The sequence below is a fragment of the Rhizobium brockwellii genome (assembly GCF_000769405.2).
Classification (GTDB): Bacteria; Pseudomonadota; Alphaproteobacteria; order Rhizobiales; family Rhizobiaceae; genus Rhizobium; species Rhizobium brockwellii.
Genome location: NZ_CP053439.1, coordinates 4018338 through 4044254 on the forward strand (window position 1 = coordinate 4018338; position 25917 = coordinate 4044254).

The window sequence follows — 25917 nt, forward strand, 5'->3', positions numbered from 1 at the left end:
AGTTACGGACGCCGCCGGACCGCACCGGCGGCGATAGCCGGATGCAGCAGCACTTCTGCCGCCAGGTCGTCGATACCCAGCGTTGAATCGAGCCGCAGCACCGGCGCTGTCTGCGTTTCCAGCCATTGTTCATGTGCCGCAAGGCTGCGGCGTTCGGGACCGGCCGTATCGTAGCTCGCCGCCCATTCCAGGAATTCCCCGCTTTTTGCGGCCATGTCGCCGCCGGGCGTGATTCTATTGCCGTATCGGGAAATCTCCCGCGCAAGGATGCGCGCCATTCTAAGCTCCGGGTCGATCGTCAGGAACACGATCAGATCGTAAAGCGGCTCAACCGGCCTTCCCCATTTCAGCGCCGATCCGGAGAGGATCCAACCTTCATGCCGCTCCACCTCATCGAGCAGCAGCCCGATGCGCTCGTCGGCATCCCTCGGCGTGGTGAACGGCGGATCGGTCGGCAACCAGAAGAAGTCGTCGGTGTCGAGATGGGCGATGTCGAGCTTTCGACAAGCGCACGGCCGAGCGATGTCGTGCCGGAACCGGACGCGCCCATGACATGAATATGCACCACGAACTTCCCTCCGAGGCTGCTTTTCCCTATGCCGCAAGCCGACCGATTGCGGCGTGATAGCCGAGGCATATGACATCAGTCTGACGTCTAGAGCGCCGTGCGTCCTTTAGGACGCACAAAGGACGCTCTAACATTTTGATCTTAGCCATCGACCCGAAAATCGATTCCGATTTTCGGGTCGATGGCTAAGATCAATTCCGCTTCCGGGAATTCGGCGCTGACCACGCGGCCTCTTCCGAAAGCCGGAATTCCAGCATCAGATTGCGCTGCAGGATCGAATGATTGTCGTCCGACACCAGGATGATATGGGTCGTGCCGTCGGCCGCCTGGAAAGCATCGAGCCCTTCCATATTGTCGATCTGCGAGTTGAAATTGCCTTCCAGCAACAATTCGCCGTCAACGACGGCGTCGGGCCTGATATCGGCGCCCTTGATGCGCCGAAGACGCATGCCGATGCCTTCGGCCATGTTGAAGCGGCGCTCCAGCAGCAGCAGGTCGCCGTTCGGCAGGAAGGCGCCGTCGGTGATGTCGAAGCTGCCATCCCGCTCGACCGAGAAACGTCCTTTCAGCGGACCGCTGAGAATGGCCGCCAGCCGGTTGCCGTCGCTGTCGAGACCGCGTTCGGAGACGACCACCACACCACCCCGCAACGGGCTGGATGCCGGCGCCACGGCGATGGTTTCGATGCCGCGGTTGTCGTCCAGCATCTTCCGCGGGATAAGAATCGGCAGAGTGGCGATCGCTCCCGAGCCGGCAAAGCCGGGATCCGGATAGACATCGACGCGATGATCCTGCTCGAAGGAGACCAGGATCCGGTCGCCGTCAAGCGCCAGGCCTTCGGCATCCATATGTCCCTTGCCTTCGAAGCTGCGCCCGGCGCTGTTCTTCATCGGCGTGATCTCGACATCCGAAAGGCCGGAAAGCCTGCCCTTGACGTCGCGCTCGATGCTGCCGGTCAGCCACTGGCCGGTATCGAGCACGACGACGAAATGTTTTTGGTCCGGTCGGAAACGGATGGAGGAGAGCGAGCCGAACAGCGCTCGGCTGGACACCATCTCCAGCCCGCCGAGAAATTCCAGCGATCCGAATTGCATCTCCGAAGAGCCGATCCTGAAATCGGAGATTTGCCGGCTAATGACCGGCACGTCGTCGCCGGCCCATGACGAGGAAGCGCCGGCTGCGATACAGAGCGCGATAGACGCCACACGGCAGAGGCGCTTGACCGTCATTCTTCCAGCGGCGTCAGCCGGCACGGCGTATCCGGCCGCCGCGCGGCTGCACGGATTGGTCTTCAAACAATGAGGCAAGCTGCTCGGTCATCGCACCGGCAAGCTCGTCCGCATCGACGATCGTCACGGCGCGGCGATAGTAGCGCGTCACGTCATGGCCGATGCCGATCGCCAGCAGTTCGACAGGCGAGCGCGTCTCGATCTGTTCGATGACGGCGCGCAGGTGCCGCTCGAGATAATTGCCCGGATTGACCGACAGCGTCGAATCGTCCACCGGCGCTCCGTCCGAGATCATCATCAGGATACGGCGCTGCTCGCGTCGCGCGAGCAGGCGATTATGCGCCCAGATCAGCGCCTCGCCGTCGATATTTTCCTTGAGCAGGCCCTCGCGCATCATCAGCCCGAGATTGGCGCGCGCGCGCCGCCACGGCGCGTCGGCCGACTTGTAGATGATATGACGCAGGTCGTTGAGGCGGCCGGGCGTCTGCGGCTTGCCGCCGGCAAGCCAGTTTTCACGCGCCTGCCCGCCTTTCCAGGCTTTGGTCGTAAAGCCCAGGATCTCGACCTTGACGCCGCAGCGCTCCAGCGTGCGGGCGAGAATATCGGCGCAGGTGGCGGCAACCGTGATTGGTCGGCCGCGCATCGAGCCGGAATTGTCGATGAGCAGGGTAACGACGGTATCGCGGAACTGGGTGTCGCGTTCCATCTTGAAGGAGAGCGCCTGCATCGGATCGATGATGATGCGCTGCAGCCGGGCCGGATCGAGATAACCCTCTTCCAGGTCGAAATCCCAGGAGCGGTTCTGCTGCGCCATCAGGCGGCGCTGCAGCCGGTTGGCGAGACGGCCGACCGCACCTTGCAGATGCGCCAGCTGCTTGTCGAGAAAGGCGCGCAGGCGCTCCAGCTCGGCGGCGTCGCAAAGTTCCTCGGCGGTGATAATCTCGTCGAACTCTTCGGTAAAGACGTGATAATCGACCTTCTCGTTGAAATCGGCAAAAGGCGTATTCGGCCGGCGGGTCTCGCCCGGCGTTTCCGAATCGTCCTCGCCCTCTTCCATCATGTCGTCATCGGAGATTTCGGCGCCTTCGGTCTCGCCGTCCTCCATCTGCTCGTCGGCGACCTCACTGTCCTCGACAGGGGCGGCATCCGTGCCGGCATCCTCGTCGACCTCGTCCTGGTCCTGCTCGTCGCCGCTCGACTGGTCTTCCTGCTCCGACTGGTCGTCATTGTCGGCATCGCTGTCGTCGTCGCCGTATTCCTCGGCCATTTCCATCGCCGACAGCATGTTGCGGATGACCTTGGCGAAGGCTTGCTGGTCGTTGATCGCGCTTGAGAGGTTGTCGAGTTCAGTTCCTGCCTTGTCTTCGATAAAGTCGCGCCAAAGGTCCAGCACCTTGCCGGCGGAGGCTGGCGGGCGCTGGCCAGTCAGCTTCTCGCGCACCATCATCGCAACGGCTTCGCCGACCGGTGCGTCTTCCTGGCGCTCGATGCCGGTCAAATTCGCCTTGGAATATTTCTCATCCGTCATGGAGCGCAGGTTCGACGCCATGCCCTCCATGCGCAGCGCGCCGATCGATTCGACACGCGCCTGCTCGACCACATCGAAGATCGCCCGGGCATCCGAGCCCTGCGGCGCCATCGTCGCATGCACCTTCTCGTCATGGCAGGCGAGCCGCAGCGCCATCGAATCGCCGAGACCACGAGTGACCGCCAGCTCATGCGCCGTCGGCCGCTTGGAAAGTTCCGGCAGCCGAATGCGCTCGCCGGTCATCCCCGGCCGTTCATTGGCGAAGGTCACCTCGACGTCGCCGTCGCCAGCGATCGAGCGCACGCAGCCGGTTATCGCCCGGCGCAATGGCTCGACGTCGACAGGCGCGCCGGGCTTTGCTTTCGAATTGTCACCGCGAGCTGCCATGATCGGTCGGTCTCAAGCCCCGAGAACGATGTTGGCGGCACTTTCCTTCAGCTCGACGCCGAAGGCGCGCTGATAGTGCTCGGCGACCAACGGGCGTTCCAGCTCATCGCACTTGTTGAGGAAGGTGACGCGGAAGGCGAAGGCGAGATCGCCGAAGATCTCGGCGTTTTCGGCCCAAGTGATGACCGTGCGAGGGCTCATGACGGTGGACAGATCGCCGTTCATGAAGGCAGCGCGCGTCAGGTCGGCGACACGCACCATCTTCGAAACCGTCTCGCGGCCGTTCTTGTCATTACCGAAGCTCTTCACCTTGGCGGCGACGATATTCACTTCGTGATCATGCGGCAGGTAGTTCAGCGTGGTGACGATCGACCAGCGGTCCATCTGCGCCTGGTTGATCTGCTGCGTGCCGTGATAGAGGCCGGTCGTGTCGCCGAGGCCGATCGTGTTCGCAGTCGCAAACAGGCGGAACGCCGGGTGCGGCCGAATGACGCGGCTCTGGTCGAGCAGCGTCAGGCGGCCGGAGGATTCGAGCACACGCTGGATGACGAACATCACATCGGGGCGGCCGGCATCATATTCGTCGAAGACCAACGCGACATTGTGCTGGTAGGCCCAGGGCAGGATGCCGTCCTTGAACTCGGTGATCTGCAGCCCGTCCTTGACGACGATCGCATCCTTGCCGACGAGATCGATACGGCTGACATGGCTGTCGAGGTTGATGCGCACGCAAGGCCAGTTGAGCCGCGCCGCCACCTGCTCGATATGCGAGGACTTGCCCGTGCCGTGATAACCGGAGATCATCACGCGGCGGTTATGGGCGAAGCCTGCGAGAATGGCGAGTGTCGTGTCGCGGTCGAACAGGTAGTCGGTATCGAGGTCCGGCACATAGGCGTCGCCCTTGCTGTAGGCGGGAACGCGGATGTCGGAATCGATGCCAAAGGCCTCGCGGACCGAAACGGTGGTATCGGGCAGTTCTGATATATCCAGGTCGATCTTGCTCATCATGTCTCCAAGGCGGGTGATGCCACCCGGCCATACTGTCTCAGGCCATGTCGCAACCGTGACGCCGCGTTTTTTATTCCGCGCCCGTCCAGGTCGGAACGTCGGCGATGCTTCTCCGGGACTGAAACGAAACCTCGGCGGGATAATGACCGCGTGCGAGCATTCTTGAAAGAGTCCCGGACAAGAAACGCCGCATCCGGAAGGTCGGCGGAGGCGATGTCGGGAAAACGCACAAATATGAGCCGCGTTTGCCTGCGGCCTCAGCCGATTTGGACCATACCCGATTGAAGCCTAAGAGCAAGGACGGGAATTAACAAAAACCGTTCTGCTTCAACAATTGATAGGCCTGGATGACGGCGCGGAAACGCTCCTCCGAGCCGCGGTCGCCGCCATTGGCATCCGGATGGTGTTTCTTCACCAGTTCCTTATAGCGGCTCTTGATCTCCGCCGATGTCGCATTGGCGTCGAGCCCCATTGTTTCGAAGGCCTTGGTCTCAAGCGATTTCAGCTTGCGCGCCTGGGGAAAACGCGGTCCGCTGCCCTTGCCGCCTTCCTTGACGAAGCCGAAGGGATCGCGAACGCGGGTATACGCGCCGGAGCGGATCTCCGAATGCAGCGGACTGTCCTTCGCCGCCTTGTTGACGCCGACCGTCCATGTCGGCCGATGGCCGGTGATCGCCTCTTTCTGGTAACGCGCGATCTCGCCGTCCGAAAGACCGGAGAAATAATTGTAGCCCTTGTTGTATTCCTTGACGTGCTCGAAGCAGAACAGGAAGAACTGGCCTTCCGCATTGCGGCCGACGGGAGCGCGATGCGCCCCCTTCTTGTCGCACCCGTCCCATTGACAGGTAGGCGGCGCCTGCTCTGTCTCCGGCTCGCGTTTGCGGCGTGTTCGGATGCGATCGAAATATTTGGAATCAAGTCTCATGACGGCGCTAATTATGGGGCTGTCGCGAAGCGACAACAAGAATTGACAAATGGGAATGTTGCAGGCTTGGTAGGAACCCCTTTCGCGAACCAGCAAGACCGGATGATGACCCTGCGAACCCGCATCGAAGAAAAACTTGTTGAAGCCTTCGCGCCCGAACGCCTGAGCGTCATCGACGAAAGCCATCTGCATGCCGGCCACCAGCCCGATATCACCGGCACCGGCGAAACCCATATGCGGGTGAGGATCGTTTCCGGGAAATTCGCCGGCATGTCGCGGCTGGCACGCCACCGGGCAATCACCGACCTGTTGAAACCGGAGCTCGATGCCGGCCTGCATGCGCTGGCCGTCGAACCGGCTGCACCTGATGAACCGACCCGCTGGTAGCGGCACCGAAGCCTATATGGATATTCGCCGCCTAAAACCCAAGCCGGATCAGCCGGGCTTTGCGCCGTCTTCCCCGGCCGGGCGGATGCGCAGCTTGGTGATGCGGTTCTTCTCCCGCTTCATGACGACGAAACGCTTGCCGTAAAAGGTGAAGGCTTGGCGCTCTTCCGGGATGGTCATCGATTCGTGGATGACGAGGCCGGCGATCGTCGTCGCCTCCTCATCGGGCAGGTTCCAATCGAGCGCGCGGTTGAGGTCGCGGATCGGCACGCCGCCGTCGACGACGACGGAACCGTCGGCTTCCTGACGCACGCCCTGTATTTCGATATCGTGTTCGTCGGAAATGTCGCCGACGATTTCCTCGAGAATATCCTCCAGCGTGACGATGCCCTGCACTTCGCCATATTCGTCGACGACGACGGCGAAATGCTGCTTGCGCCGCAGGAAGGCGTTGAGCTGGTCCTCGAGGTTGGTGCTGTCGGGCACGAACCACGGCTTCTGCGCGATCTTCACGATATCGAGGTTCTGCGGCTCCATGTTCGGCTCGGCAAGCGCCCGCAGCAGATCCTTGGCATGGACGACGCCGATGATATTGTCGATCGTGCCACGCCACAGCGGCATGCGCGTATAGGGGCTTTCGAGGATAACCCGCACCACCGCTTCCGGCGCATCGTCGGCGTTGATCGCCCGCATCGCGGTGCGGTGGACCATGATGTCGGACAGTTCGAGCTCGCTAAGATCGAGCACGCCGCCGAGGCGGTCGCGGTCGGCCTTCACCACCGATCCCTCGCGGTGCAGCAGATCGACGGCACCGCGCAGTTCCTCATGCGCCGTCAGCATCGATGTCTCTCGTGAGAGATTGATGCCGAACAGCGAAAGAATCTGCCGCACGATCGCATTGACGAAGGAGGAAACCGGGCCGACGACGGCAACGAACAGCCTGGCCGGCAGCGCGATAGCGAGTGCGAAGCGCTCGGGCGCCGAAATCGCCCAGCTCTTCGGCAGCACTTCCGCGAAGATCACCAGGATGACGGTCATCGCGAGCGTCGCCAGCGCCACGCCGGAACTGCCGAACAGCCCGAGGAAGAGGCTGGTGGCAATCGAGGAGGACAGGATATTGGCGAGATTGTTGCCGATGAGCAGCGCACCGATCAGCCGGTCGCGCCGTTCGATCAACTGCCGGACGAGGCCGGCGCGTTCGTCGCCGTTGACCTCGAGCGTATGGATACGGCTGCGCGAAACGGCGGTCAGCGCGGTCTCGGAGCCGGAAAAGAAGGCGGACATGAGCACGAGCGCCGTGATCGAAAGGATCTCCGGCCAATATGTCGAAAGAAATGCCAGAGCGCCTTCGACCGACATCAGGCGTGTTTTTCCCGAAGAAAGCTGATCACTTCGGACGCCGGCACGTCGTCGGCGACGAAGGACTGGCCGATCCCGCGCGTCAGGATGAAGGTGAGCTTGCCGCTCTTGACCTTCTTGTCTTGGGCGATCGCGTCCATCAACGTTTCGGCCGGCGGCAGTTCGCCCGGAATGTCGGACATGCGGGTTGGCAGGCCGACCTCCTTCAGATGCCGCTCGACGCGGCGCGCATCGTCGGGGCTTGCAAGGTTCATCCGTGCGGAGAATTCATGCGCCAGCACCATGCCGATCGAAACGCCCTCGCCATGCACAAGGCGGGAACTGTCATAGGCAGTCGCCGCTTCCAGCGCATGACCGAAGGTATGGCCGAGATTGAGCAGCGCCCGCTGACCGTTCTCACGCTCGTCGGCAACGACGACATCGGCCTTTGCCTGGCAGCTTGCGGCAATCGCCTCGATGCGCGCGGAGCCGCCGGTAAAGACCGCTTTCCAATTCGCTTCCAGCCAGGCAAAGAAATCCGGCTTGTCGATCAGCCCGTATTTTGCGACCTCGGCGTAACCTGCGCGGAATTCGCGCGCGCTCAGCGAATTCAGCACATCCGTATCGGCCAGAACCAGGTCCGGCTGGTGGAAGACGCCGATCAGATTCTTGCCGTGGCGGGAATTGATCCCGGTCTTGCCGCCGACGGAAGAATCGACCTGCGACAGCAGCGAGGTCGGTACCTGCACGAAGCGCACGCCGCGGCGCACGATGCCGGCCGCAAATCCCGAAAGGTCGCCGATGACGCCCCCGCCGAGCGCGATGACGTAATCGTTACGCTCGACGCGCGCCTCCAGCACCTTGTCGCAGGCCGTGATCAGATGTTCGAAGCTCTTGGTCTTCTCGCCGGCCGGCAGGACGACCTCAGCCGAGGCGATACCCGCTTCATCCAGACTTGCGACGAGGGCCTTGAGACAGAGCGGAGCGACATTTTCGTCGGTGATAATAGCCGCCTTGCGGCCCTTGAGGCGAGAGGCGATCTCGGCGCCGGCCCGCGCAATCAGCCCCGGCCCGATCAGGATGTCGTAGGCGCGCTCGCCGAGCGGCACATGCACCGTTCGGATGGCGGAGGCGGAGGTTATCGCATTCATGACGCTGCACTTTCCTTCTGAGCTTCGATCAAGGCCTTTAAGACTTCGTCGGCCATGATTTCCTTGCGCACGTCGCGCGAAAGCACGGTCAGATCGGCCTGCGCATAGATCGGATAACGCGCATTCATCAGGCCCTCGAGCGTCTGCTTCGGATTTTCGGTCTTGAGCAGCGGCCGCGTGTCGCGCTTGGCGACCCGATCCCAGAGCACGTCGAGATCGGCCTTCAGCCAGACGGAAAGGCCGCCCTTCTTGATATGTTTGCGTGTCCGGTCGTTGATGAAGGCGCCGCCGCCGGTGGAGACGACACGCGGCCCGCTCTTCAGCAGCCGCTTGATCACCCGCGCTTCCAACGCCCGGAATTCTTGCTCGCCATAGGCGGCGAAAAGCTCGGCGATCGTCATGCGCGACACCCGCTCGATCTCGAGATCGCTGTCGATGAAGGGAATGGCGAGCTGGCTGGCGACGATGCGCCCGACGGAGGATTTGCCGGCGCCCATCAGGCCGACAAGGATCAGATTGCGTGAACCGAGCGCGGCGCGAGCTCTGTCTTTCAAGCTGTCAGCAACGGTCAGCAGTTGTTCACTCATCGGTCCATTCACACTTTGTTTGCAAACGGTATCGACAAATGCAGATGGAGCGTCAAGTCGCGGACAAGGGAATCATGGCTTGAATACCGCTTCTTGCACTTGCAGATAGGCTTCTTATAACAGAAGCAGAGCATGAAGGAGTTGCTGGATGCCGACCCTGTTCCGTTTCCTGTTCGTCTGCGCGATCCTCGCCGGGACGGTCTACGGAGCGATGCTGGCGCTTGTGACCTTCGTGGAGCCCGAGCCGCGCGACGTGACGATCCGCATTCCGTCCGAGCGGGTCAATCCGCCCGCCACGGGCGCGATCGACACGACCAGGAAGTGACCGGCATGGTGGATCTCGGCCGCGTCCATGTGGAATCCTTCCTGGAGATGATGAGCGCCGAGCGCGGCGCTGCCGCCAATACGCTGCAATCCTATGAACACGATCTCGACGACGTTCGCTCCTTCCTGAAGGAGCGCAGCATACGGCTCACCGAAGCCGCCTCCGCCGATCTCGCTGCCTATCTCTCCTCGCTCGCCCGAAAGGGCTTCAAACCCTCGTCCCAGGCGCGCCGGCTTGCCGCCATGCGGCAATTCTACAAGTTCCTCTATGCCGAGGGCCTAAGGACCGACGACCCCACAGGCATTCTCGACGCGCCGAAGAAGGGCCGTCCGCTGCCGAAGACGATGGGCGTCGAAGAGGTCGGCAGGCTGCTGTCACAGGCAGAAGCCGAGGCGCAGGATGCGGCTCCGGGCCAATTGCAGCGCCTGCGCATGCTGGCGCTGCTGGAGCTGCTCTATGCCACCGGAATGCGGGTCAGCGAACTCGTCTCGCTTCCCGCCCGCGTGCTCGATCAGGAAGGCCGTTTCCTGATGATCCGCGGCAAGGGCAACAAGGAGCGGCTGGTGCCGCTGTCGCATTCGGCAATATCAGCCCTGAAATCCTACGGACGCCTGCTGGCGGCCGAAAATGCCGCGGCCAAGGAACCGCCGGAAAGCCCGTGGCTATTTCCCTCCGCGTCGAAGGAGGGATATCTGCCGCGCCAGGTTTTTGCCCGCGACCTCAAGAACCTCGCGATCCGCGCCGGCCTGACGCCGTCGCTCATCTCGCCGCATGTCATGCGCCACGCCTTTGCCAGCCACCTGCTGGCGAACGGCGCCGATCTGCGCGTCGTACAGGAACTCCTCGGCCATTCGGACATTTCGACCACGCAGATCTACACACATGTCCTCGAAGAGAGGCTGCAGCAGCTTGTCCAGACGCATCACCCCCTTGCCAAACAGGCGAAAAAGCACGAATAGGACCGGCGACATGGGGCGGAGCCAGGAAAACGCCCCGGGCACAAGGAACGGAAACGCACCTCATGCACAATTATCTCGACTTCGAAAAGCCGATCTCCGACCTCGAAGGCAAGATCATCGAGCTGAAGAAGCTCGCAACGGAAGACGAGAGCATCGACACCACCGATGAGATCGGCCGGCTGGAGGTTCGCGTCCGTGAGGCGATCGTCGAAATCTATTCCAAGCTCAATCCCTGGCAGAAGACTCAGGTCGCCCGCCATCCGCAGCGACCGCATTTCATCGATTACGCCAAGACCCTGTTCCAGGAATTCACACCGCTCGCCGGCGACCGCAAATTTTCCGAGGATGCCGCGATCCAGGCGGGCCTTGCCCGCTTCCGCGGCCAACCCGTCGCCGTCATCGGCCAGGAAAAGGGCAACGACACCAAGAGCCGCATCAAGCACAATTTCGGCAGCCCCCGTCCGGAAGGCTACCGAAAGGCGATCCGCATTCTTGAAATGGCCGATCGTTTCGGCCTGCCGGTGATTTCGCTGGTGGATACGGCAGGCGCCTATCCCGGCGTCGGCGCCGAAGAGCGCGGCCAGGCCGAGGCGATCGCCCGCTCGACGGAAATGTGTCTCGGCGTCAAGGTTCCCCTGGTCTCCGTCGTCATCGGCGAAGGCGGCTCGGGCGGCGCTATCGCCATCGCCACCGGCAACAAGGTCTATATGCTCGAGCATTCGATTTACAGCGTCATCTCGCCGGAAGGGGCAGCTTCCATCCTCTGGCGCGATTCCACCCGCGCCCGGGAAGCAGCGACCAACATGAAGATCACCGCCGAGGACCTGAAATCGCTCGGCGTCATCGACGGCATCATTTCCGAGCCGCTCGGCGGCGCGCATCGCGATCCCGACAGCGTGATTGCCGCAACCGGCGACGTAATCGCCAGTGCTCTGGCCGAAATGTCACCCCGCTCCGGCGAACAGCTGCGCAACGACCGCCGCCAGAAATTCCTCGCCATGGGCCGCAATCTCTAGAGCATGATGCCGAAAAGTGTGAGCGGCTTTCGGATGACATCATGCTCTATTTCTTTGATTTAGATCCGGATTCAGATTTTAGGCCGATCCGGCCTAAAACATCCGGATCTGGGCGCAACATTCGGCTCTTCGCCGATTGGGGCCAAATCTTGGCCACATTGATGTTATCTGTAGCAATCGCGCTTGCGGGGATGTTCCAGGCACATCATTGGCTGGTAAGATTTTATAAAGTATAAGCCGCCTATGATTCCTTCTGATGCCCGGACTCCATAGGCGGACCGGGTCGTATTATATTTATGGGCTAGTTTGGATGCGCTTACGTCATTTTGCCTATATTTCCATCATGGCGCTGGCTCTGTCCGGCTGCAATGACGCGTTGGAAACCGCGCAGGTCGATCTCTCCAAGGTCAAGAACAAGGTCGAACAGCCGCTTCCCAGCCATATCCTTACCGCCATGGCCGCCAAGGGCATGGACCGCAATTCGCCGATCATGATCCGCATCTTCAAGGAAGAAGGTGCCATGGAGATATGGAAGGCGAAAACCGACAACCGTTTCGACAAGATCGCCGATTACAAGATCTGCGCCTGGTCCGGCCGGCTAGGCCCGAAGGTAAAGACCGGCGACCGGCAGGCGCCGGAAGGTTTCTACGACCTGACTCGCGCCAACCTGAATCCCAATTCGAAATATTATCTGGCGATCAACACCGGCTTTCCGAACCGCTACGACGCGGCGAACGGCCGCACCGGCTCCGATCTGATGATCCACGGCGCCTGCTCGTCCTCCGGTTGCTATTCGATGACCGACCAGCAGGTGCTGGAGATCTACGCTTTTGCCCGCGACGCCTTCAAGGGCGGCCAGTCGACCGTGCAGCTGCAGGCCTTCCCCTTCCGCATGACGGCGGAAAACATGGTCAAGCATCGCCTCGACAGCAGTTACGACTTCTGGAAGATGCTGAAGGTCGGCTACGACAATTTCGAAGTGACGAAGCGCCCGCCTGAGGTGAACGTCTGCGAGAAGAAATACGTCTTCAATCAGCAGGCAACCGACGGCAGCGCCTTCAATGCCGCCGGCAAGTGCCCTGCGATGTCGACGCCGCCGGCGCTGACGGCGGCCCTTGCCTCCTACGGCAAGACCTACGATGCCGATTATGCCAAGGCGATGAGCAAATTTGACGGCATGGCCTGGTACGACCCCACGGAAGCCGAGCGCAAGGCCGTGGTCGCCAAGACGCGCAAGGGCCGCGAACTTGCTTACGCTCCAACCGGGACCTCGCTGGAAGCCGGCCGCATGGTCAAGGTCGCCGAACTTGAAGACCTGATGGCCAAGCGCACCGCGCAGGGTCTCGCCGCCAAGGCGGCGCCTGGTGCCACGCCTGTAGCGCCTGCCCAGCCGCCGGCAACGGCTGTCGCTGCCGCGACACCTGCGGTCGTGCCGGTGCCGATGCAGAACCCGCTGGCCTTTGCGGCGCCCGAACCGCAGGAAACGGCGGAAGCCGTGGCAAAGAAGCCGTTCTGGAAATTCTGGGCGAGGAACTGAACGGCTTGAACCCCGTTCTCTACGATCTTCGCGGCCTGAAATGCCCATTCCCGGTGATCAAGACACGCAAGAAGCTCGCCGCCATGGCGAGCGGCACGCTCATTCGCGTCGACACCACCGATCCGCTCGCCGTGATCGATATGCCGCATTTCTGCAATGAGGATGGCCACGAACTGGTCGAGACGGAAAAGACCGAAAATGGCCACCGCTTCCTGATCCGCAAGGGCTAAATTCTAAGGCCGGGGATCGCGAGCGGATTGTCGGAGAGCGCCGCACGATCGGGCATGTCGATGCGCGGCTTGCCGAGGAAGGCGTCGAACAGATCCTTCACGAAGGCTTCCGGCAGATCTCGGGTGATCAGCACCATGCGCGTGCGCCGGTCTTTCCCCGGCCAGGCGGGAAGCCGCACCGGCGGATGGAAGATGCTCTGCACGCCATGCAGCACCAGCGGCCGGTCCGGGCGGTCGGAAACGGACACGATCGCCTTCATCCTCAGCAGCTTCTCGCCATGGGCAGAGCGCAGGAGATCGATGAACATCTCGAGCGCCATCGGATCAATCGGCTTTTCCTCGACGATCGAGAAAGAGCGGATCGAGGCATCGTGACGATTGACGTCATGTGGGTCCTGGTGCGCATGACCTTGATGATCATGATGGTGGTGACCGTGGTGATCGCCATCATGATGATGATCGTGATGCCCATTACGACCGTGGTCGTGATTGTGATGCGCCTCGTGCGCATCCTCGTCCTGCAGCCAGCGGCCGACATCGGCAATCTTCGTCGCCGGATCGTAGAGCCCGTTGACCAGCACCGCGGCACTACCCGCCTCGGCGCTGTCGGCATCCATCATCGTCGCGCGCGGATTGAGCGCCCGTAGGCGCTTTTCCAGCCCGTCCGTTGTCTCGGCCATCGCCTTTTTCGAGACGATCAGCCGGTCGGCGACCGCCGCCTGCTTGCGCGCTTCCTCGTGATTGTCGAGCGTCTGCAGCCCATTCACCGCGTCGACGACGGTGACGACGCCGTCGAGCTCGAAATTCGTGGCGATGACGGGATTGCCCATGATCGCCTGCATGACCGGCGAAGGATCGGCAAGGCCCGTCGTCTCGATGACCACGCGCTTGACCGGCTTGACGCGGCCGGTCTGCACTGCGTCCATAAGGTTCGCCAGCGTATCCACCAGTTCGCCGCGCACCGTGCAGCAGAGGCAGCCATCGGAAAGCTCGATGATCGAATCGCCGGAACTTTCGACCAGGAGGTGGTCGATGCCGACATCGCCGAATTCGTTGATGATGACGGCCGCATCCTTCATGACAGGATCTTTGAGGATGCGGTTGAGCAGCGTCGATTTGCCGGCGCCGAGAAAGCCGGTCAGGATGGTGACCGGAATCCTGTCGTTGAGCGCGCTCATGTCATTTTACCTTAAAAGCTTAAAAGGATGTCGGGCGCGGCATCGGCACCGGCACGTTGGCGATCGCTCCCGCGGTATCGCCGCGCGCCATTTTTTCCGGCTGCGCAGCCGGCTGCGGGTCCTGGCCAGGAATGAGGCCGGCAAAGACGAATTGCGGATCGTGGTCCATCGGCTGAATGTAGGGTGACTGCACCCTCATGCGGCCGACCTCATCGCGCGTTTCGCTGCGCACTTTGGCGCCCTTGGCGCTGCAGATATCGGCGCTGATGTCGGTCACCTGGTCCTGTCCCACCCCGTAAGGTCTCAGCGAACCCAGCGTGTCGTTGCTGGCAGGCTGGGTGGTGAAACCCTTCTGCAAAAGGTTCGCTGTCGCATCGGCGCGCGCTGCAAGGCTGTCGGTGCCGAGCACGACGGAGACCAGCGTGCGGCCGTTGCGCGTCGCCGAGCCGATCTGGTTGAAGCCCGAGGCGCAGATGAAGCCGGTCTTCATGCCGTCGGCGCCGGCGAAGCGGCCGATCAGCATGTTGAGGCTTGGCACGTTCTGCTGGCCGGTGGTGAAGCCCTCCAGCGAGAAATAACCGGCATATTGCGGAAAATCGCGGCGCAACGCCACCGTCAGCACCGCAAGGTCACGCGCCGTCGTATACTGCCCCTTGCCGGGCAGGCCGTTCGGATTGACGAAATGCGAATCCGTCATGCCGAGCTTCAGCGCCTCGCCGTTCATTCGCGTCACGAAGCCTTCCTGCGTGCCGCCGATGGCTTCGGCGACCGCGACCGCGATGTCGTTGGCCGATTTCACCATCAGGATCTTCAGCGCGCTGTCGAGCGTCAGCTTCTGGCCCGGCTTGAAATACATCTTGGCAGCCGGCTGCGCGGCGGCGCGCTTGCTCATGACGATGGGCGTATCGAGGCTGATCTGGCCGGCGCGGATCGCGTCGAACACGGTATAGACGGTCATCAGCTTGGTGAGCGAGGCCGGATACCATTTGCGGAAGGCTTCTTCATGCTCCAGCACGCGGCCGGTCTGCACATCGACGAGAATATGCGGATTGGCCTGGGCGAGCGAAACGGAGCCCAGAAAAACGGCAGTCGCCGCTGATACGAAAGAAAGCGGCCGCAAGGCAGCAAACAAACGGAAGTGGCGCGTCGACACGGTTCGTCCTTCAGATATCAGGAAAATCTCGAAATCCTCCCCTATTTAGCCTATATGGCTATGACATGGCAAAGGTCATTGACTAAGTAATTTCCACAGCCTCACACCCTTGTGAAGCGATGAAAGATTGTCGAGACTTCATAACAGGAACGCCGATATGCCGATTTTGAACAGAGCCGCCGAGTTGCAGGACGAGGTCGCCGAATGGCGCCGCCACATCCACGCCCGGCCAGAACTCCTCTTCGCGGTGGAAAATACGGCTGCCTTCGTCGCCGAAAAACTCAAGGAATTCGGCGTCGACGAGATCGTCACCGGCATCGGCCGCACCGGCGTCGTCGGCCTGATCAAGGGCAAGGGCGAAGGCTCCCGCACGGTCGGCCTGCGCGCCGACATGGACGCCCTGCCGCTCACCGAGATCACTGGCAAACCCTGGGCTTCGAAGACGCCGGGCAAGATGCATGCCTGCGGCCATGACGGCCACACCGCCATGCTGCTCGGCGCTGCAAAATACCTCGCCGAAACCCGCAACTTCAACGGCAATGTCGCCGTCATCTTCCAGCCCGCCGAAGAAGGCGGCGGCGGCGGCAATCTGATGGTCAAGGACGGCATGATGGAGCGCTTCGCTATCGAAGAGGTCTACGGCATGCACAATCTGCCGGGCCTGCCGGTCGGCCAGTTCGCCACCCGCAAGGGCGCGATCATGGCGGCGACCGACGAATTCACCGTCACCATCAAGGGCCGCGGCGGCCACGCCGCCCAGCCGCACCGGACGATCGACCCGATCGCCATCGGCGCCCAGATCGTCGCCAACCTGCAGATGATCGCCTCGCGCAGCGCCGATCCGCTGCGCTCGGTCGTCGTCTCGGTGACCAAGTTCAATGCCGGTTTCGCCCATAACGTCATTCCGAACGATGCGACCTTCGCCGGTACGGTTCGCACCCTCGACCCCGAGGTGCGGACGCTCGCCGAGACGCGGTTCCGGCAGATCGTCGAGGGATTGGTCTCTGCCCACGGCGCCGAGGCCGACATCAGCTTCCACCGCAACTATCCCGTCACCGTCAACCACCCCGATGAAACCGAGCATGCGGTCGCCACCGCCAGCGCCATCGCCGGCGAAGGCAACGTCAACGCCGAGATCGATCCGATGATGGGCGGCGAGGATTTCTCCTATATGCTGAACGCCCGCCCCGGCGCCTTCATCTTCATCGGCAACGGCGACAGCGCCGGCCTCCACAACCCGGCCTACGACTTCAACGACGAAGCCATCGCCCACGGCATCTCCTACTGGGTCCGCCTCGCCGAACAGCGCCTCGGCCTCTAGCAACAATTAAGGCTTGGCTTCACGCCAAGCCTTTTGTATGCATGGCACTCAAGTGGTCCCGTAGCTCAGCAGGATAGAGCACCAGATTCCTAATCTGGGGGTCGCGCGTTCGAATCGCGCCGGGATCACCATACGTTTCAATTGCTTAGCCCCAAAGAGAAGGGCTCCCGATTTTCCAGGGGCACACTGGGGGCAAATTGAGTGACTGAGACTGCGTCACCGGGGTTATCGAATCGATTATCCGACCTCTTCCGCTACAGCGACGAAGAGGCCGCGCGCATACTTCCCTTGTGCGTCCCCCATACGGGCTGGATAGAAAAATATCCCAGCGATGTGATTGAGGAAATGGGCGGGACTGCTGACGTCCTTGTCATTCGGCTGCTTGAGCATCGCGCCGATAGATTCCTCAACGCTGAGGAGACTAGGCCACCAACCAAGGTTGAGCAAAGAAAGTATCTCAAGGCGCTCGACTACCACATCAACTCCCTTACACAACTCCTGACAGGCGTAACGCATATGGACGGTTCGACGGCCGATCCCTTCAAATTTCTTGCTCGGGCTCGCGCCAAGGCGGGAGAGGAGGCGAACGGCTGGGAATATCGCGACCGCATACTCAAAGACATTCTGCCGCTACAACTCTTCGTCCGATGGCGCCTGCAGACAGATGTAAGGCCAACCCCCGATGAGAAACTTGAAGAGGAAACTAAACGACGGAAGACGTTCCCTCGCTTCTGCTTTGTCGCCGATCTCCTGGCCGCCTATCAGCGCATCACCGACAAGCCGGGTGCGGCCAGCGTGCACGAGGGGAAACACAGTGAGGTTATCGAATTCATTCTGCTGGCCGCCAATCCCGTCCTTCGCACGGCGCAGCAGCCACCCATCGAGGCAGAGTCCGTGAAGAAGGATATCCAAGCCATTAAAGCGTTGTGGCGAGAACGCATCCGGCCGGAAATGACCTATATCGAACAGGATTGGGGGAAACATTTTCGCATGTTTGACGAAGGAAAAAATCCCTAGTTCTTCATACGTTCTCGCGCTAATATGCACTTCATCGCAAACCGATGGAGTTCCAAATGTCGAGCAACAAGCTTCTTCCTATAGGCGAGGTAGTCGAGCGCACGAGTCTCAGCCGCCGGACGCTCTATCGGGAAATCTCCGAAAATCGCTTTCCCAAGTCCGTTCAATTGACGGCTCGCCGGGTCGGGTGGCCGGAGGCTGATATTAATGCGTGGATCGTCCACAAGATCGCAGTTCGCGATGAGGTGGCCGCATGACCAGCGCCGATCACCAGTCCGGGGAGAGCATTGTTCAGGCCGCACAGTGGCTCATTCATCAGAACCCGGTGCCTCAGCCAATCATTCCCATTATTCGAGAACGGTTTGGGCTTTCGGCTCTGGAAGCATGCGAGGCCGCTGCTCTGTCGAACAAATACCGGATACTGAGGCGCGCCAACGGATGAGCGAGTACATCGACGAGCATGGGGAGATATTCCAGGGCAGCCCGATAGTCAGTCTGACTCAGTATCAGACCGAATGTCGGAAGCTTGTGGCGTTCAAGCTCAAGACCATTGAGACGGTTACGGCCGATCCCCGCCTTCACCGTGCGCCGTGCGTCCAGGCTATGGTCGTTTATCTCTCCTTCCTGACAATCGACAAACAGACGCTCCGCGCGACCACTGTATATGCTTCGTCCCTGACATTGATGGCGCGTGGTGGCATCAAATCCGACAGGACGGCTCGCAATGCCAGAGCACTGCTGATCGACAACGGTTACCTAGTACCATCTGGCACATCCACGAAGGATGGGTGCGTTCGCTATAACGTTGCCAACCCGCGAGCCGATAGAGTCACAATGCACATCCACGATGCCGTCGAATATCTGCGAGAAAGGGATGCCGATCGGAAGAAGCAGCACCGGAGGAAGAAAGCTATCCGTACCAATGTCCCAGTAGAAACTACCACCCTGCAAGAAGTATGTCCCGGCAGAAACTACCAGGATGTCCCGGTAGAAACTACCGACAAATACCATAGAGAACACCTTAGAGATTCTTGCTCTGAGGGAAGAGATGATCTCTATAGGCAGAAGGGAGATATCTCATATGCTTCGGCTCATGATGGTCAGGAGGCAAACGTCCCGCTGCCAATCCCCCACGACGACGACGAAGCTGATCATATGATGGATGCGATCTGCGAAGGCGCGGATATACTTCCTGTCATCCGAAAACGGATGATGAGCATGCTCCGGACGGGAGTGCTAACGCCAAACTTGGCGGCGGGGATGATTGGCAGGAGACGGGAGGAGGATGCAGCGTGATCCACGTGGATCTTTTTCAGTGACCCGACAGTCGCCCTTCAAAGCTCGCCCAAGGTTTGAGGCTCGGGTGGTGGCATTTGTCGGGAGATGATCTCGACGAACCCTCTCTCCCACATCAAGGGCAAAGCGCGAAAGGAGCGCGGCATGAGAGACTACGACGCCGACCATCTCTTCAACGATGACGAGCTGCTTGCCGACGGTACTCTCAGACAATCATAGGCTAGCGAGGCCAAGTGTCGCGTTGAGGGCCGCACGACCGGGCTTTGGGACGAAGAAATTGGCGATCAATTGGATTCGTTCAACTGGCTAGTTTTTCAACATCGGCGTCGATCCCCAGTCAGTTCGCTCAAAATGGACGATCGCGTCTCAGCACAGGTTGCCCCACCGAAAAAGCACTCGGGCCAGAACCGCTGAATCAGGACGATCAACGAATATATTCGCAGTCGGTGTTGAGCCGGGCGCAAATCTGCGCACATCGGAGCATATTATCGTAAAGTGGATACAATCACCATAGCGAATTAGCTACCCTAAATTGAAAACGATCTCTGCGATAGGCGCGCCGGCGTAAGCGGTCATGGTCCAGCCATGCGGAGCCTTTGGCACGGCTACCTCGGCATCCCAGCCCATAAAGAATGGCACGCTTCTTGCGTTGCTTGGCGTACAGCCGAGCATAATCGGCGGACGCCCACGAATTCTCACAACCGGAAGGTGGGTGAGTTCTCGGACATTTGGAATGGGCTGATCGACGGCCAGGAGCAGATGACAACATATTCGATCGTTCTAGGACGCGAACGCCATGTCTTTCAGGATCTGAAATCGGTCTTGGCTTGCGCTTCGCCGCTGAAATCCGGTGACGTGCTGGCCGGGATCGCTGCGTCAAGCAACGAGCGGCGGGTGGCCGCCCGCTACCTGCTCGCGGATATGCCTCTCAAAACTTTCCTGGAGGATCTCGTCATTCCATACGAGGTCGACGAGGTCAGCCGACTGATCGTCGACCGCCATGATTGGATGGCATTCGCGCCGGTATCTCATATGACGGTCGGTGAATTTCGCGATTGGCTTCTCTCTTATGATGCGACCGCCGAAAAACTGCTTGCCATTGCACCAGGCCTCACGCCCGAGATGGTCGCGGCGGTCTCCAAGATCATGCGCAACCATGATCTGATCACCGTCGCCGGCAAATGTGAGGTGGTCACGGCCTTTCGCTCCACGATCGGTCTTCCCGGCCGACTGTCGAGCCGTCTTCAGCCCAATCATCCCACCGACGATCCCGAAGGCGTTGCCGGCTCGACGCTCGACGGACTTCTTTATGGGATCGGCGATGCGGTGATCGGCATCAACCCGGCGACCGACAATCTCGAAGCCTGCACAAGGTTGATGGTTCTTTTCGACCGGCTGCGCGAACGGTTCGATATCCCGACCCAATCTTGCGTGTTGACCCATGTCACCACGTCAATCAAGGCGATCGAGGCTGGAGCGCCGCTCGATCTGGTGTTCCAGTCAATCGCCGGCTCTGAGGCCGCTAACAAGGGTTTCGGCGTCGATCTCGCCGTACTCAGGGAAGGCCAGCAGGCAGCGCTTTCCATGAAGCGCGGCACGGTCGGAAACAATGTCATGTACCTGGAGACCGGCCAGGGCAGCGCTCTCTCGGCCGACGCCCATCATGGTGTCGACGAACAGACGGTGGAGGCGCGGGCCTATGCCGTTGCACGTGAACTCAATCCGTTGCTCGTCAATACGGTGGTTGGCTTCATTGGCCCCGAATATCTTTTCGACGCCAAGCAAATTATCCGCGCCGGGCTCGAAGATCATTTTTGCGGCAAACTGCTTGGCGTGCCGATGGGGGTTGACGTTTGCTACACGAACCATGCGGAAGCCGACCAGGACGATATGGATAATCTGATGGTGTTGCTGACTGTCGCAGGCGTCAGCTTCCTCATCGCGGTGCCTGGTGCCGACGACGTCATGCTCAATTATCAGAGCCTTTCCTACCACGATATTGTCGGCCTCAGGCACCAGTTCAATCGTCCGCCCGCTCCGGAGTTCGAAGCCTGGCTTCATCGCATGGGCATGCTTGATCACGCGGGTCGTCTTGCGCCTGCCAGCGCCTCGGGCGCCTTTTCTCGCAACCTCTTGAGCTACAGGGCATCGGCATGACTCCCTTCGAACGCGATCCGTTTGCGCGGTTCCGCAACGCCACCCGCGCCCGGATTGGGCTTGGAAGGGCGGGCGACGCCTTGCCGACATCGGCAATTCTCGACTTCCAGCTTGCCCATGCCCGGGCGCGGGATGCCGTGCATGGGCAAGTGGATTTTGTCGCCCTTGCCAAGCAGCTTGCTCCCGTGCCGACGGTCCGGATTCGGTCTCGCGCCAAAGACCGTACGATCTATCTGGCGCGCCCGGATCTCGGCCGTCAGACCAACGCAGCCGATCTCCCGAGCTCAGGCGATCGCTATGATATCGCCTTCATCATCGCAGACGGACTTTCGGCCTCGGCGGTCGAGCACCACGCGGTGCCGCTGTTTAAGGCATGCATGAAGCGTCTCGGCGGCTTCAGCGTCGCCCCGGTGATATTGGGCGAGCAGGCGCGGGTGGCATTTGGTGATGAGGCAGCCGCAGCGTTTGGTGCAGAAGTTGCCATCGTGCTGATCGGCGAGAGGCCGGGACTAAGCGTGCCTGACAGTCTCGGCGCCTACATCACGTTCCGACCGCAATCGGGACGGCGTGACAGCGAGCGCAACTGTATTTCGAATATTCATGCCGACGGGCTCAGCTACGAGGTCGCAGCAGACAAGATCGTTTGGATCGTCCGGGAGGCGCTTCGCTTGCAACTGACCGGTGTCGATCTCAAGGAAAATGCCGAAGGCGCCATAGAAGCGCTGCCACACCAAGAAGCATAAAGTCCAATCTAAAAAAAGGGGAACAATCATGTCAAATTCTCAACCGACGCTCGCCAAGAGCCTGACCGGGCTGCATTTATGGGGACTTGCGGTCGGCCTCGTCATCTCGGGCGAATATTTCGGCTGGAGCTATGGCTGGGCGGCTGCCGGCACACTCGGCTTCTTGATCACCACGATCCTGATCGCCGTGATGTACACCACCTTCATCTTTTCCTTCACGGAATTGACGACGGCCATTCCGCATGCCGGCGGCCCTTTTGCATATGCGCTCAGGGCTTTCGGCCCGCTCGGCGGCTTCGTTGCGGGCTTTGCGACATTGGTTGAATTCGTCTTCGCCCCTCCGGCCATCGCGCTGGCCATCGGCGCCTATCTCAATGTGCAGTTCCCGGGGCTCGATCCGAAAGTGGCGGCTGTCGGCGCCTATATCATTTTCATGGCGCTGAATATTGTCGGCGTTACCATCGCGGCAACCTTCGAACTCTTCATCACCATTCTGGCGATTGCCGAACTGCTGATCTTTATGGGTGTCGTCGCGCCGGGCTTCTCTTTTGCCAATTTCGCGGCCAACGGCTGGGCTGGCGCCCCTGAATTCTCGGTCGGTGCCATTGGAGGCATCTTTGCCGCCATTCCATTTGCCATCTGGTTCTTCCTAGCGATCGAAGGCGCGGCGATGGCCGCAGAGGAAACCAAGAACCCCACCCGTACCGTGCCGATTGCCTATATCGCAGGTATTCTGACACTCGTCTTCCTCGCCTTCGGCACCATGATCTTCGCCGGTGGCGTCGGCGACTGGCGCACGCTGTCCAACATCAACGATCCGCTACCGCAGGCGATGAAGGCTGTCGTCGGCGAATCCTCCGGCTGGCTGCATATGCTGGTCTGGATCGGCCTCTTCGGCCTGATTGCTTCCTTTCACGGCATCATCATGGGCTATTCCAGGCAGATTTTTGCGCTGGGCCGCGCCGGCTACCTTCCGGAGGTCCTTGCAAAAATCCATCCGAAATTCCGCACGCCTTATCTCGCAGTCCTTGCAGGTGGCGCCGTCGGCATCGCAGCCATCTTTTCCGACAGCCTGATCCAGATCGGCGGTTTGCCGCTGACCGCCAATATTGTCACCATGTCGGTGTTCGGCGCGATCATCATGTACATCGTCTCGATGGCGTCGCTGTTTAAGCTGCGTCAGGCCGAACCTGAACTCGCCCGACCCTTCAGGGCCTGGGGTTATCCCGTGGTGCCAGCCATTGCCCTCGGGCTCGCCCTCGTCGCGCTGGCGGCGATGATCTACTACAATTTCCTGATCTTTGTGATCTTCCTTGCGATGGGCGTGGTGGCGTTCGGCATTTGGCGTTTGCTTTCAGGTGGCATCGCCAAGGAAGCGGCAGCGTCCACGTAACAAGGCTCTCTGGCCCGATCATCGGGAAGGCAACTGGACGAACCGGTTCCGATCAATATCGACGACTCCCGCCGAAGTTTGGCGGGGGTCATTTCAGCGCAAAGCTCGGCTGATATCATTACGTTCCGGGGCCAGTGCCACGTTCGCCACCGATTGGTTCACCGAACCTGACGATGGACGCGCCGCGTCCTCACGACCCGCCGGGCACCCAATCCCAGCAGCGCAGCCACGACGCAGCCGCCGATAAAGCCGATCGCGCCCCAGACGAGACCCGCAAAGCTGACCGGCACGCCGGGCGCGAAGTCCCGCCAGGTATTGGCGAAAACGATGTCATCCGCGTCTCGCAGCAGCACAAAAGGCTTGGCGACGGGTGCGGCGGTGCCGAGGTGGAGCTGCTGCGACAGCAGCGTTTCGTAGCGCGTGATCGTGCTTTGCATCGAGACGCCGCGGTCGCGCAGGAAGTCGTCGGATGATAACGCATAGGCGTTCAGCGCCTGCTGGCGATCGAGATGGTGCGCGGCCGCCTGGGCATTGAAATCCTCGACGATGACCCGCAATTCGTCGATCGCCCCGCCGATCCGCTGGCGGTATTGCTGGGCAAATTCCGGCGCCTGCGAAAACACCGTGCCGCCGGCAAGCCCGGCGACGACGGTGATGATCCTTGCAATCGGTCCCATGATTGATGCCTCCGGCTATCCCCTGCGCTAACGATCCGGCGCGTCAAAGGTTTCTGCCTCCGTCACAATCGGTAACTCTATGTGATTGAACCGACTGCGCTTCCGACGAGTTGATGCCGTGACCAACTCAGAAAGAGAGGCTTGTCATGAAACAGATTATCCTTGCCTGCACGCTCACTGCTGCGTCCATCTTTTCCGCAATGCCGTCCCAGGCGGCAAGTGTGACCATCACCACGGATGATGCGCGTCCCACTTACCGTCATGCGGAACGGCCCTATTACCGCCATCACATGCGGCCGCGCCACGTCTCCCAGGACTGCTTCACCAAGACGGAAAAAATCCGCCGTCACGGCCATACGGTCGTCAAGGAAACCCGAATCTGCCGATAAGGCAATCCATGCAGGCAAGCCCGGCTGATCCTATCGGCCGGGCTTTTTCTATCTGACCTCGCCGATGAGGAACTTCGCAATATCAGCCGCGTTTATTGTGAAACAGGAGTATTCATCATGCGTATCAAGATGATTCTTTTGGCCATCGCCTATATCGCCGTCAGCGCCGTGCTGCTTGCCATCGCCTATCAGCCGCAGGCGTCGGGCGCCGCGCAGAAAACGGATCGTCTGGCCGGCTCGTCCTTCCTCGTCGAACGCTTCGCCGGTTGATCAGCTGAGCGCCGGCTTATAGGCGACGACGTGGAACTATTCCTCGTCCCGCAGGTCTGGCCCGGGGGTAACCCGCCATCCGGCTAATGCGTGCCGTCGAGCGAGGCACCGCCAAGCAGGATCCGGTTCTGCACCACATGCACGCCCTCGACGGCTTGGGCAACCGCGGTTGCCCGTTCGATTTCGCCCACCGTGCCCACGGTGCCGCTCAATACGATCTGGTCGTACTCCATCGTCACCTCGACATCCGACGCATCGATGCCGCCGGCAATCGCCAGCGCATTGGCGACGGCCGCTTCGACCGATGCGCGATTGGCGATCTCTATTTCCATCTCGGGCTCGAGCCCGTGAAATGTCTGCTCCTTGAAAACCATGATCCGTTCCTCCGTGAAACCTCGTAGGAAACGCTGTCGGCAGAGTTTGGTTCAGCACCGGCTACCAGTTGACGCGATAGCGGAGATTGACGCTGCCCGCCTCACCCCCTGAAAATGGATTGCTCACCGAGGCATCGAGATTGAGATTCGGCAAAATGGCCTGGCTGACCCCCACCGTGCTCGAGAAGTCACCGCTGGCATTGCTGACGCCTGTCCCTGCTGAAAGCGAGGTTCCCGTCCAGGGATGGATCAGCTTCAGCGCCTGCGATGCCGTCACCGAAGCCTGCCGGGCCTCGACCGCGTCATATTGCACGCTGATGGACCGGCTCGATTGCATGTCGAGCGAATCGGACAGGATCCAGCTGCGCGAGCGGCTCAGGGTCAGCGCGCTGCTGCCGCGCAGCGTGTCGACGCTGACGCTGGCACCCTGCTGTGACCGGCCTGCCGGGGTGACGCTTGTCCTGGTGATTCTGCCCCAAAGCATTGCCTGTTCGGAATCGGGCAGCAGCGCCCCGCCTTTGGTCGAGGCAAGCGCGATGTCGGCGCCGGCGCTCGTTTCCCATTCCGCCGGCAGGCGAAACCCCATCGTCGCCTTGTAGGACCGGTCCGAAAGCTTGGCCGGCGACCAGATCACCAAGTCATCCGCCCTCGCTGCGGCGGCGAGCGAGGGCAGGATGGCGAAAAGAATGCATGCTATTTTGGATGTCGTCATGAGATCCGAACGTTTTGACCTGACCCAGGGCTGCAGCGCCGAAACCGACGCGACAGCGCACA

At 60.9% G+C, this 25917-nt stretch carries 28 protein-coding genes, 1 tRNA gene and 1 pseudogene; 17 read left to right on the forward strand and 13 right to left on the reverse strand.

Going from position 1 to position 25917, the window contains the following annotated elements:
• Window positions 1-2: 2 nt before the first annotated feature.
• The 5 genes and pseudogenes from RLCC275e_RS19745 to RLCC275e_RS19765 all read right to left on the reverse strand — a co-directional run bounded on the left by RLCC275e_RS19745 (window position 3) and on the right by RLCC275e_RS19765 (window position 5645).
• A pseudogene (locus RLCC275e_RS19745) lies at window positions 3-568 on the reverse strand (ATP-binding protein).
• Window positions 569-759: 191 nt separating this feature from the next.
• Window positions 760-1797, reverse strand: coding sequence for an esterase-like activity of phytase family protein (locus RLCC275e_RS19750; protein ID WP_033179347.1), 1038 nt, complete (start codon window positions 1795-1797; stop codon window positions 760-762).
• A 13-nt stretch (window positions 1798-1810) separates the two neighbouring features.
• A complete protein-coding gene (cobT, locus tag RLCC275e_RS19755) occupies window positions 1811-3712 on the reverse strand; it encodes a cobaltochelatase subunit CobT (protein WP_033179348.1) in 1902 nt (633 codons plus the stop codon).
• 12 nt (window positions 3713-3724) lie between these two features.
• Entirely contained in the window at window positions 3725-4717 is a 993-nt protein-coding gene (cobS, locus tag RLCC275e_RS19760) for a cobaltochelatase subunit CobS (protein ID WP_027682639.1), read from the reverse strand.
• Window positions 4718-5027: 310 nt separating this feature from the next.
• Window positions 5028-5645 carry a J domain-containing protein gene (locus RLCC275e_RS19765; RefSeq protein WP_011653732.1) on the reverse strand — a complete coding sequence of 206 codons (618 nt, stop codon included), beginning with the start codon at window positions 5643-5645 and terminating at the stop codon, window positions 5028-5030.
• A 102-nt stretch (window positions 5646-5747) separates the two neighbouring features.
• Between RLCC275e_RS19765 and RLCC275e_RS19770 the strand changes: the two genes are divergently transcribed.
• Entirely contained in the window at window positions 5748-6032 is a 285-nt protein-coding gene (locus RLCC275e_RS19770; protein WP_171816872.1) for a BolA family protein, read from the forward strand.
• A gap of 48 nt (window positions 6033-6080) precedes the next feature.
• Here the strand turns inward: RLCC275e_RS19770 and RLCC275e_RS19775 are convergent, their stop codons facing one another.
• Genes RLCC275e_RS19775 through RLCC275e_RS19785 form a run of 3 tightly spaced genes read right to left on the reverse strand, consistent with a single transcriptional unit; the run spans window position 6081 to window position 9108 of the window.
• Complete coding sequence (locus RLCC275e_RS19775) at window positions 6081-7391, reverse strand: HlyC/CorC family transporter (protein WP_033179349.1); 1311 nt, start codon at window positions 7389-7391, stop codon at window positions 6081-6083.
• Window positions 7391-8521 carry a 3-dehydroquinate synthase gene (gene aroB, locus RLCC275e_RS19780; protein WP_033179350.1) on the reverse strand — a complete coding sequence of 377 codons (1131 nt, stop codon included), beginning with the start codon at window positions 8519-8521 and terminating at the stop codon, window positions 7391-7393. The genes RLCC275e_RS19775 and aroB overlap by 1 nt, the downstream gene beginning before the upstream one ends.
• A complete protein-coding gene (locus tag RLCC275e_RS19785; RefSeq protein ID WP_018069267.1) occupies window positions 8518-9108 on the reverse strand; it encodes a shikimate kinase in 591 nt (196 codons plus the stop codon). Before RLCC275e_RS19785 ends, aroB begins: the two co-directional genes overlap by 4 nt.
• A gap of 148 nt (window positions 9109-9256) precedes the next feature.
• Between RLCC275e_RS19785 and RLCC275e_RS19790 the strand changes: the two genes are divergently transcribed.
• The 5 genes from RLCC275e_RS19790 (at window position 9257) to RLCC275e_RS19810 (ending at window position 13175) form a co-directional block, all read left to right on the forward strand.
• On the forward strand, window positions 9257-9433 hold the full coding sequence (locus RLCC275e_RS19790; RefSeq protein WP_003543363.1) for a hypothetical protein: 177 nt from the start codon (window positions 9257-9259) through the stop codon (window positions 9431-9433).
• Between the two features lie 5 nt (window positions 9434-9438).
• Entirely contained in the window at window positions 9439-10392 is a 954-nt protein-coding gene (gene xerD / locus RLCC275e_RS19795; protein WP_033179351.1) for a site-specific tyrosine recombinase XerD, read from the forward strand.
• Between the two features lie 62 nt (window positions 10393-10454).
• Entirely contained in the window at window positions 10455-11408 is a 954-nt protein-coding gene (locus RLCC275e_RS19800) for an acetyl-CoA carboxylase carboxyltransferase subunit alpha (protein ID WP_033179352.1), read from the forward strand.
• Between the two features lie 310 nt (window positions 11409-11718).
• A complete protein-coding gene (locus RLCC275e_RS19805) occupies window positions 11719-12945 on the forward strand; it encodes a L,D-transpeptidase family protein (protein ID WP_033179353.1) in 1227 nt (408 codons plus the stop codon).
• A gap of 5 nt (window positions 12946-12950) precedes the next feature.
• A complete protein-coding gene (locus tag RLCC275e_RS19810; protein ID WP_033179354.1) occupies window positions 12951-13175 on the forward strand; it encodes a sulfurtransferase TusA family protein in 225 nt (74 codons plus the stop codon).
• On the opposite strand, the gene RLCC275e_RS19815 is transcribed toward RLCC275e_RS19810, so the two are convergent.
• A complete protein-coding gene (locus RLCC275e_RS19815; RefSeq protein ID WP_033179355.1) occupies window positions 13172-14353 on the reverse strand; it encodes a CobW family GTP-binding protein in 1182 nt (393 codons plus the stop codon). The genes RLCC275e_RS19810 and RLCC275e_RS19815 overlap by 4 nt on opposite strands.
• Before the next feature lie 19 nt (window positions 14354-14372).
• On the reverse strand, window positions 14373-15506 hold the full coding sequence (locus tag RLCC275e_RS19820; RefSeq protein WP_033179356.1) for a D-alanyl-D-alanine carboxypeptidase family protein: 1134 nt from the start codon (window positions 15504-15506) through the stop codon (window positions 14373-14375).
• 157 nt (window positions 15507-15663) lie between these two features.
• Here RLCC275e_RS19820 and RLCC275e_RS19825 point away from each other — a divergent pair, with 157 nt between their 5' ends.
• From RLCC275e_RS19825 to eat, 9 genes are all read left to right on the forward strand, one after another.
• The gene (locus RLCC275e_RS19825; RefSeq protein WP_033179357.1) at window positions 15664-16827 is read left to right on the forward strand and encodes a M20 aminoacylase family protein; all 1164 of its coding nucleotides are present in this window, start codon (window positions 15664-15666) and stop codon (window positions 16825-16827) included.
• Window positions 16828-16881: 54 nt separating this feature from the next.
• Window positions 16882-16958 (forward strand) — tRNA-Arg (locus RLCC275e_RS19830).
• 70 nt (window positions 16959-17028) lie between these two features.
• Complete coding sequence (locus RLCC275e_RS19835) at window positions 17029-17844, forward strand: hypothetical protein (RefSeq protein WP_033179358.1); 816 nt, start codon at window positions 17029-17031, stop codon at window positions 17842-17844.
• A 56-nt stretch (window positions 17845-17900) separates the two neighbouring features.
• The gene (locus RLCC275e_RS19840; RefSeq protein WP_033179417.1) at window positions 17901-18101 is read left to right on the forward strand and encodes a helix-turn-helix transcriptional regulator; all 201 of its coding nucleotides are present in this window, start codon (window positions 17901-17903) and stop codon (window positions 18099-18101) included.
• Window positions 18098-18286, forward strand: coding sequence for a hypothetical protein (locus RLCC275e_RS19845; protein ID WP_033179359.1), 189 nt, complete (start codon window positions 18098-18100; stop codon window positions 18284-18286). The genes RLCC275e_RS19840 and RLCC275e_RS19845 overlap by 4 nt, the downstream gene beginning before the upstream one ends.
• Entirely contained in the window at window positions 18283-19140 is an 858-nt protein-coding gene (locus RLCC275e_RS19850; RefSeq protein ID WP_050516782.1) for a hypothetical protein, read from the forward strand. Before RLCC275e_RS19845 ends, RLCC275e_RS19850 begins: the two co-directional genes overlap by 4 nt.
• Before the next feature lie 708 nt (window positions 19141-19848).
• A complete protein-coding gene (locus RLCC275e_RS19855) occupies window positions 19849-21297 on the forward strand; it encodes an ethanolamine ammonia-lyase subunit EutB (protein ID WP_033179360.1) in 1449 nt (482 codons plus the stop codon).
• Window positions 21294-22040, forward strand: a complete 747-nt coding sequence (gene eutC / locus RLCC275e_RS19860) for an ethanolamine ammonia-lyase subunit EutC (protein ID WP_033179361.1) — start codon at window positions 21294-21296, stop codon at window positions 22038-22040. Before RLCC275e_RS19855 ends, eutC begins: the two co-directional genes overlap by 4 nt.
• Window positions 22041-22068: 28 nt before the next feature.
• Window positions 22069-23433 carry an ethanolamine permease gene (gene eat, locus RLCC275e_RS19865; protein WP_027682627.1) on the forward strand — a complete coding sequence of 455 codons (1365 nt, stop codon included), beginning with the start codon at window positions 22069-22071 and terminating at the stop codon, window positions 23431-23433.
• 158 nt (window positions 23434-23591) lie between these two features.
• Here the strand turns inward: eat and RLCC275e_RS19870 are convergent, their stop codons facing one another.
• Entirely contained in the window at window positions 23592-24110 is a 519-nt protein-coding gene (locus RLCC275e_RS19870; RefSeq protein ID WP_033179362.1) for a DUF2937 family protein, read from the reverse strand.
• Between the two features lie 146 nt (window positions 24111-24256).
• Between RLCC275e_RS19870 and RLCC275e_RS19875 the strand changes: the two genes are divergently transcribed.
• A complete protein-coding gene (locus RLCC275e_RS19875) occupies window positions 24257-24499 on the forward strand; it encodes a hypothetical protein (RefSeq protein ID WP_018482748.1) in 243 nt (80 codons plus the stop codon).
• A 117-nt stretch (window positions 24500-24616) separates the two neighbouring features.
• Window positions 24617-24769, forward strand: coding sequence for a hypothetical protein (locus RLCC275e_RS19880; RefSeq protein ID WP_165418930.1), 153 nt, complete (start codon window positions 24617-24619; stop codon window positions 24767-24769).
• A gap of 83 nt (window positions 24770-24852) precedes the next feature.
• Here the strand turns inward: RLCC275e_RS19880 and RLCC275e_RS19885 are convergent, their stop codons facing one another.
• Window positions 24853-25143 carry a BON domain-containing protein gene (locus tag RLCC275e_RS19885; RefSeq protein WP_033179363.1) on the reverse strand — a complete coding sequence of 97 codons (291 nt, stop codon included), beginning with the start codon at window positions 25141-25143 and terminating at the stop codon, window positions 24853-24855.
• Window positions 25144-25204: 61 nt separating this feature from the next.
• Window positions 25205-25855, reverse strand: coding sequence for a hypothetical protein (locus tag RLCC275e_RS19890; RefSeq protein ID WP_033179420.1), 651 nt, complete (start codon window positions 25853-25855; stop codon window positions 25205-25207).
• Window positions 25856-25917 lie beyond the last annotated feature (62 nt).

What these genes read in the sequence shown, in the direction of transcription:
- RLCC275e_RS19845 (WP_033179359.1), top strand. Translation starts at nt 18,098, where the DNA reads ATGACCAGCGCCGATCACCAGTCCGGGGAGAGCATTGTTCAGGCCGCA.
- cobS (WP_027682639.1), bottom strand. Translation starts at nt 4,717, where the DNA reads ATGAGCAAGATCGACCTGGATATATCAGAACTGCCCGATACCACCGTT.
- RLCC275e_RS19825 (WP_033179357.1), top strand. Translation starts at nt 15,664, where the DNA reads ATGCCGATTTTGAACAGAGCCGCCGAGTTGCAGGACGAGGTCGCCGAA.
- RLCC275e_RS19805 (WP_033179353.1), top strand. Translation starts at nt 11,719, where the DNA reads ATGCGCTTACGTCATTTTGCCTATATTTCCATCATGGCGCTGGCTCTG.
- aroB (WP_033179350.1), bottom strand. Translation starts at nt 8,521, where the DNA reads ATGAATGCGATAACCTCCGCCTCCGCCATCCGAACGGTGCATGTGCCG.
- RLCC275e_RS19765 (WP_011653732.1), bottom strand. Translation starts at nt 5,645, where the DNA reads ATGAGACTTGATTCCAAATATTTCGATCGCATCCGAACACGCCGCAAA.
- RLCC275e_RS19870 (WP_033179362.1), bottom strand. Translation starts at nt 24,110, where the DNA reads ATGGGACCGATTGCAAGGATCATCACCGTCGTCGCCGGGCTTGCCGGC.
- RLCC275e_RS19850 (WP_050516782.1), top strand. Translation starts at nt 18,283, where the DNA reads ATGAGCGAGTACATCGACGAGCATGGGGAGATATTCCAGGGCAGCCCG.
- RLCC275e_RS19880 (WP_165418930.1), top strand. Translation starts at nt 24,617, where the DNA reads ATGCGTATCAAGATGATTCTTTTGGCCATCGCCTATATCGCCGTCAGC.
- RLCC275e_RS19790 (WP_003543363.1), top strand. Translation starts at nt 9,257, where the DNA reads ATGCCGACCCTGTTCCGTTTCCTGTTCGTCTGCGCGATCCTCGCCGGG.
- eat (WP_027682627.1), top strand. Translation starts at nt 22,069, where the DNA reads ATGTCAAATTCTCAACCGACGCTCGCCAAGAGCCTGACCGGGCTGCAT.
- RLCC275e_RS19815 (WP_033179355.1), bottom strand. Translation starts at nt 14,353, where the DNA reads ATGAGCGCGCTCAACGACAGGATTCCGGTCACCATCCTGACCGGCTTT.
- RLCC275e_RS19770 (WP_171816872.1), top strand. Translation starts at nt 5,748, where the DNA reads ATGATGACCCTGCGAACCCGCATCGAAGAAAAACTTGTTGAAGCCTTC.
- RLCC275e_RS19785 (WP_018069267.1), bottom strand. Translation starts at nt 9,108, where the DNA reads ATGAGTGAACAACTGCTGACCGTTGCTGACAGCTTGAAAGACAGAGCT.
- RLCC275e_RS19890 (WP_033179420.1), bottom strand. Translation starts at nt 25,855, where the DNA reads ATGACGACATCCAAAATAGCATGCATTCTTTTCGCCATCCTGCCCTCG.
- RLCC275e_RS19800 (WP_033179352.1), top strand. Translation starts at nt 10,455, where the DNA reads ATGCACAATTATCTCGACTTCGAAAAGCCGATCTCCGACCTCGAAGGC.
- cobT (WP_033179348.1), bottom strand. Translation starts at nt 3,712, where the DNA reads ATGGCAGCTCGCGGTGACAATTCGAAAGCAAAGCCCGGCGCGCCTGTC.
- RLCC275e_RS19885 (WP_033179363.1), bottom strand. Translation starts at nt 25,143, where the DNA reads ATGGTTTTCAAGGAGCAGACATTTCACGGGCTCGAGCCCGAGATGGAA.
- eutC (WP_033179361.1), top strand. Translation starts at nt 21,294, where the DNA reads ATGACTCCCTTCGAACGCGATCCGTTTGCGCGGTTCCGCAACGCCACC.
- RLCC275e_RS19875 (WP_018482748.1), top strand. Translation starts at nt 24,257, where the DNA reads ATGAAACAGATTATCCTTGCCTGCACGCTCACTGCTGCGTCCATCTTT.
- xerD (WP_033179351.1), top strand. Translation starts at nt 9,439, where the DNA reads ATGGTGGATCTCGGCCGCGTCCATGTGGAATCCTTCCTGGAGATGATG.
- RLCC275e_RS19840 (WP_033179417.1), top strand. Translation starts at nt 17,901, where the DNA reads ATGTCGAGCAACAAGCTTCTTCCTATAGGCGAGGTAGTCGAGCGCACG.
- RLCC275e_RS19750 (WP_033179347.1), bottom strand. Translation starts at nt 1,797, where the DNA reads ATGACGGTCAAGCGCCTCTGCCGTGTGGCGTCTATCGCGCTCTGTATC.
- RLCC275e_RS19775 (WP_033179349.1), bottom strand. Translation starts at nt 7,391, where the DNA reads ATGTCGGTCGAAGGCGCTCTGGCATTTCTTTCGACATATTGGCCGGAG.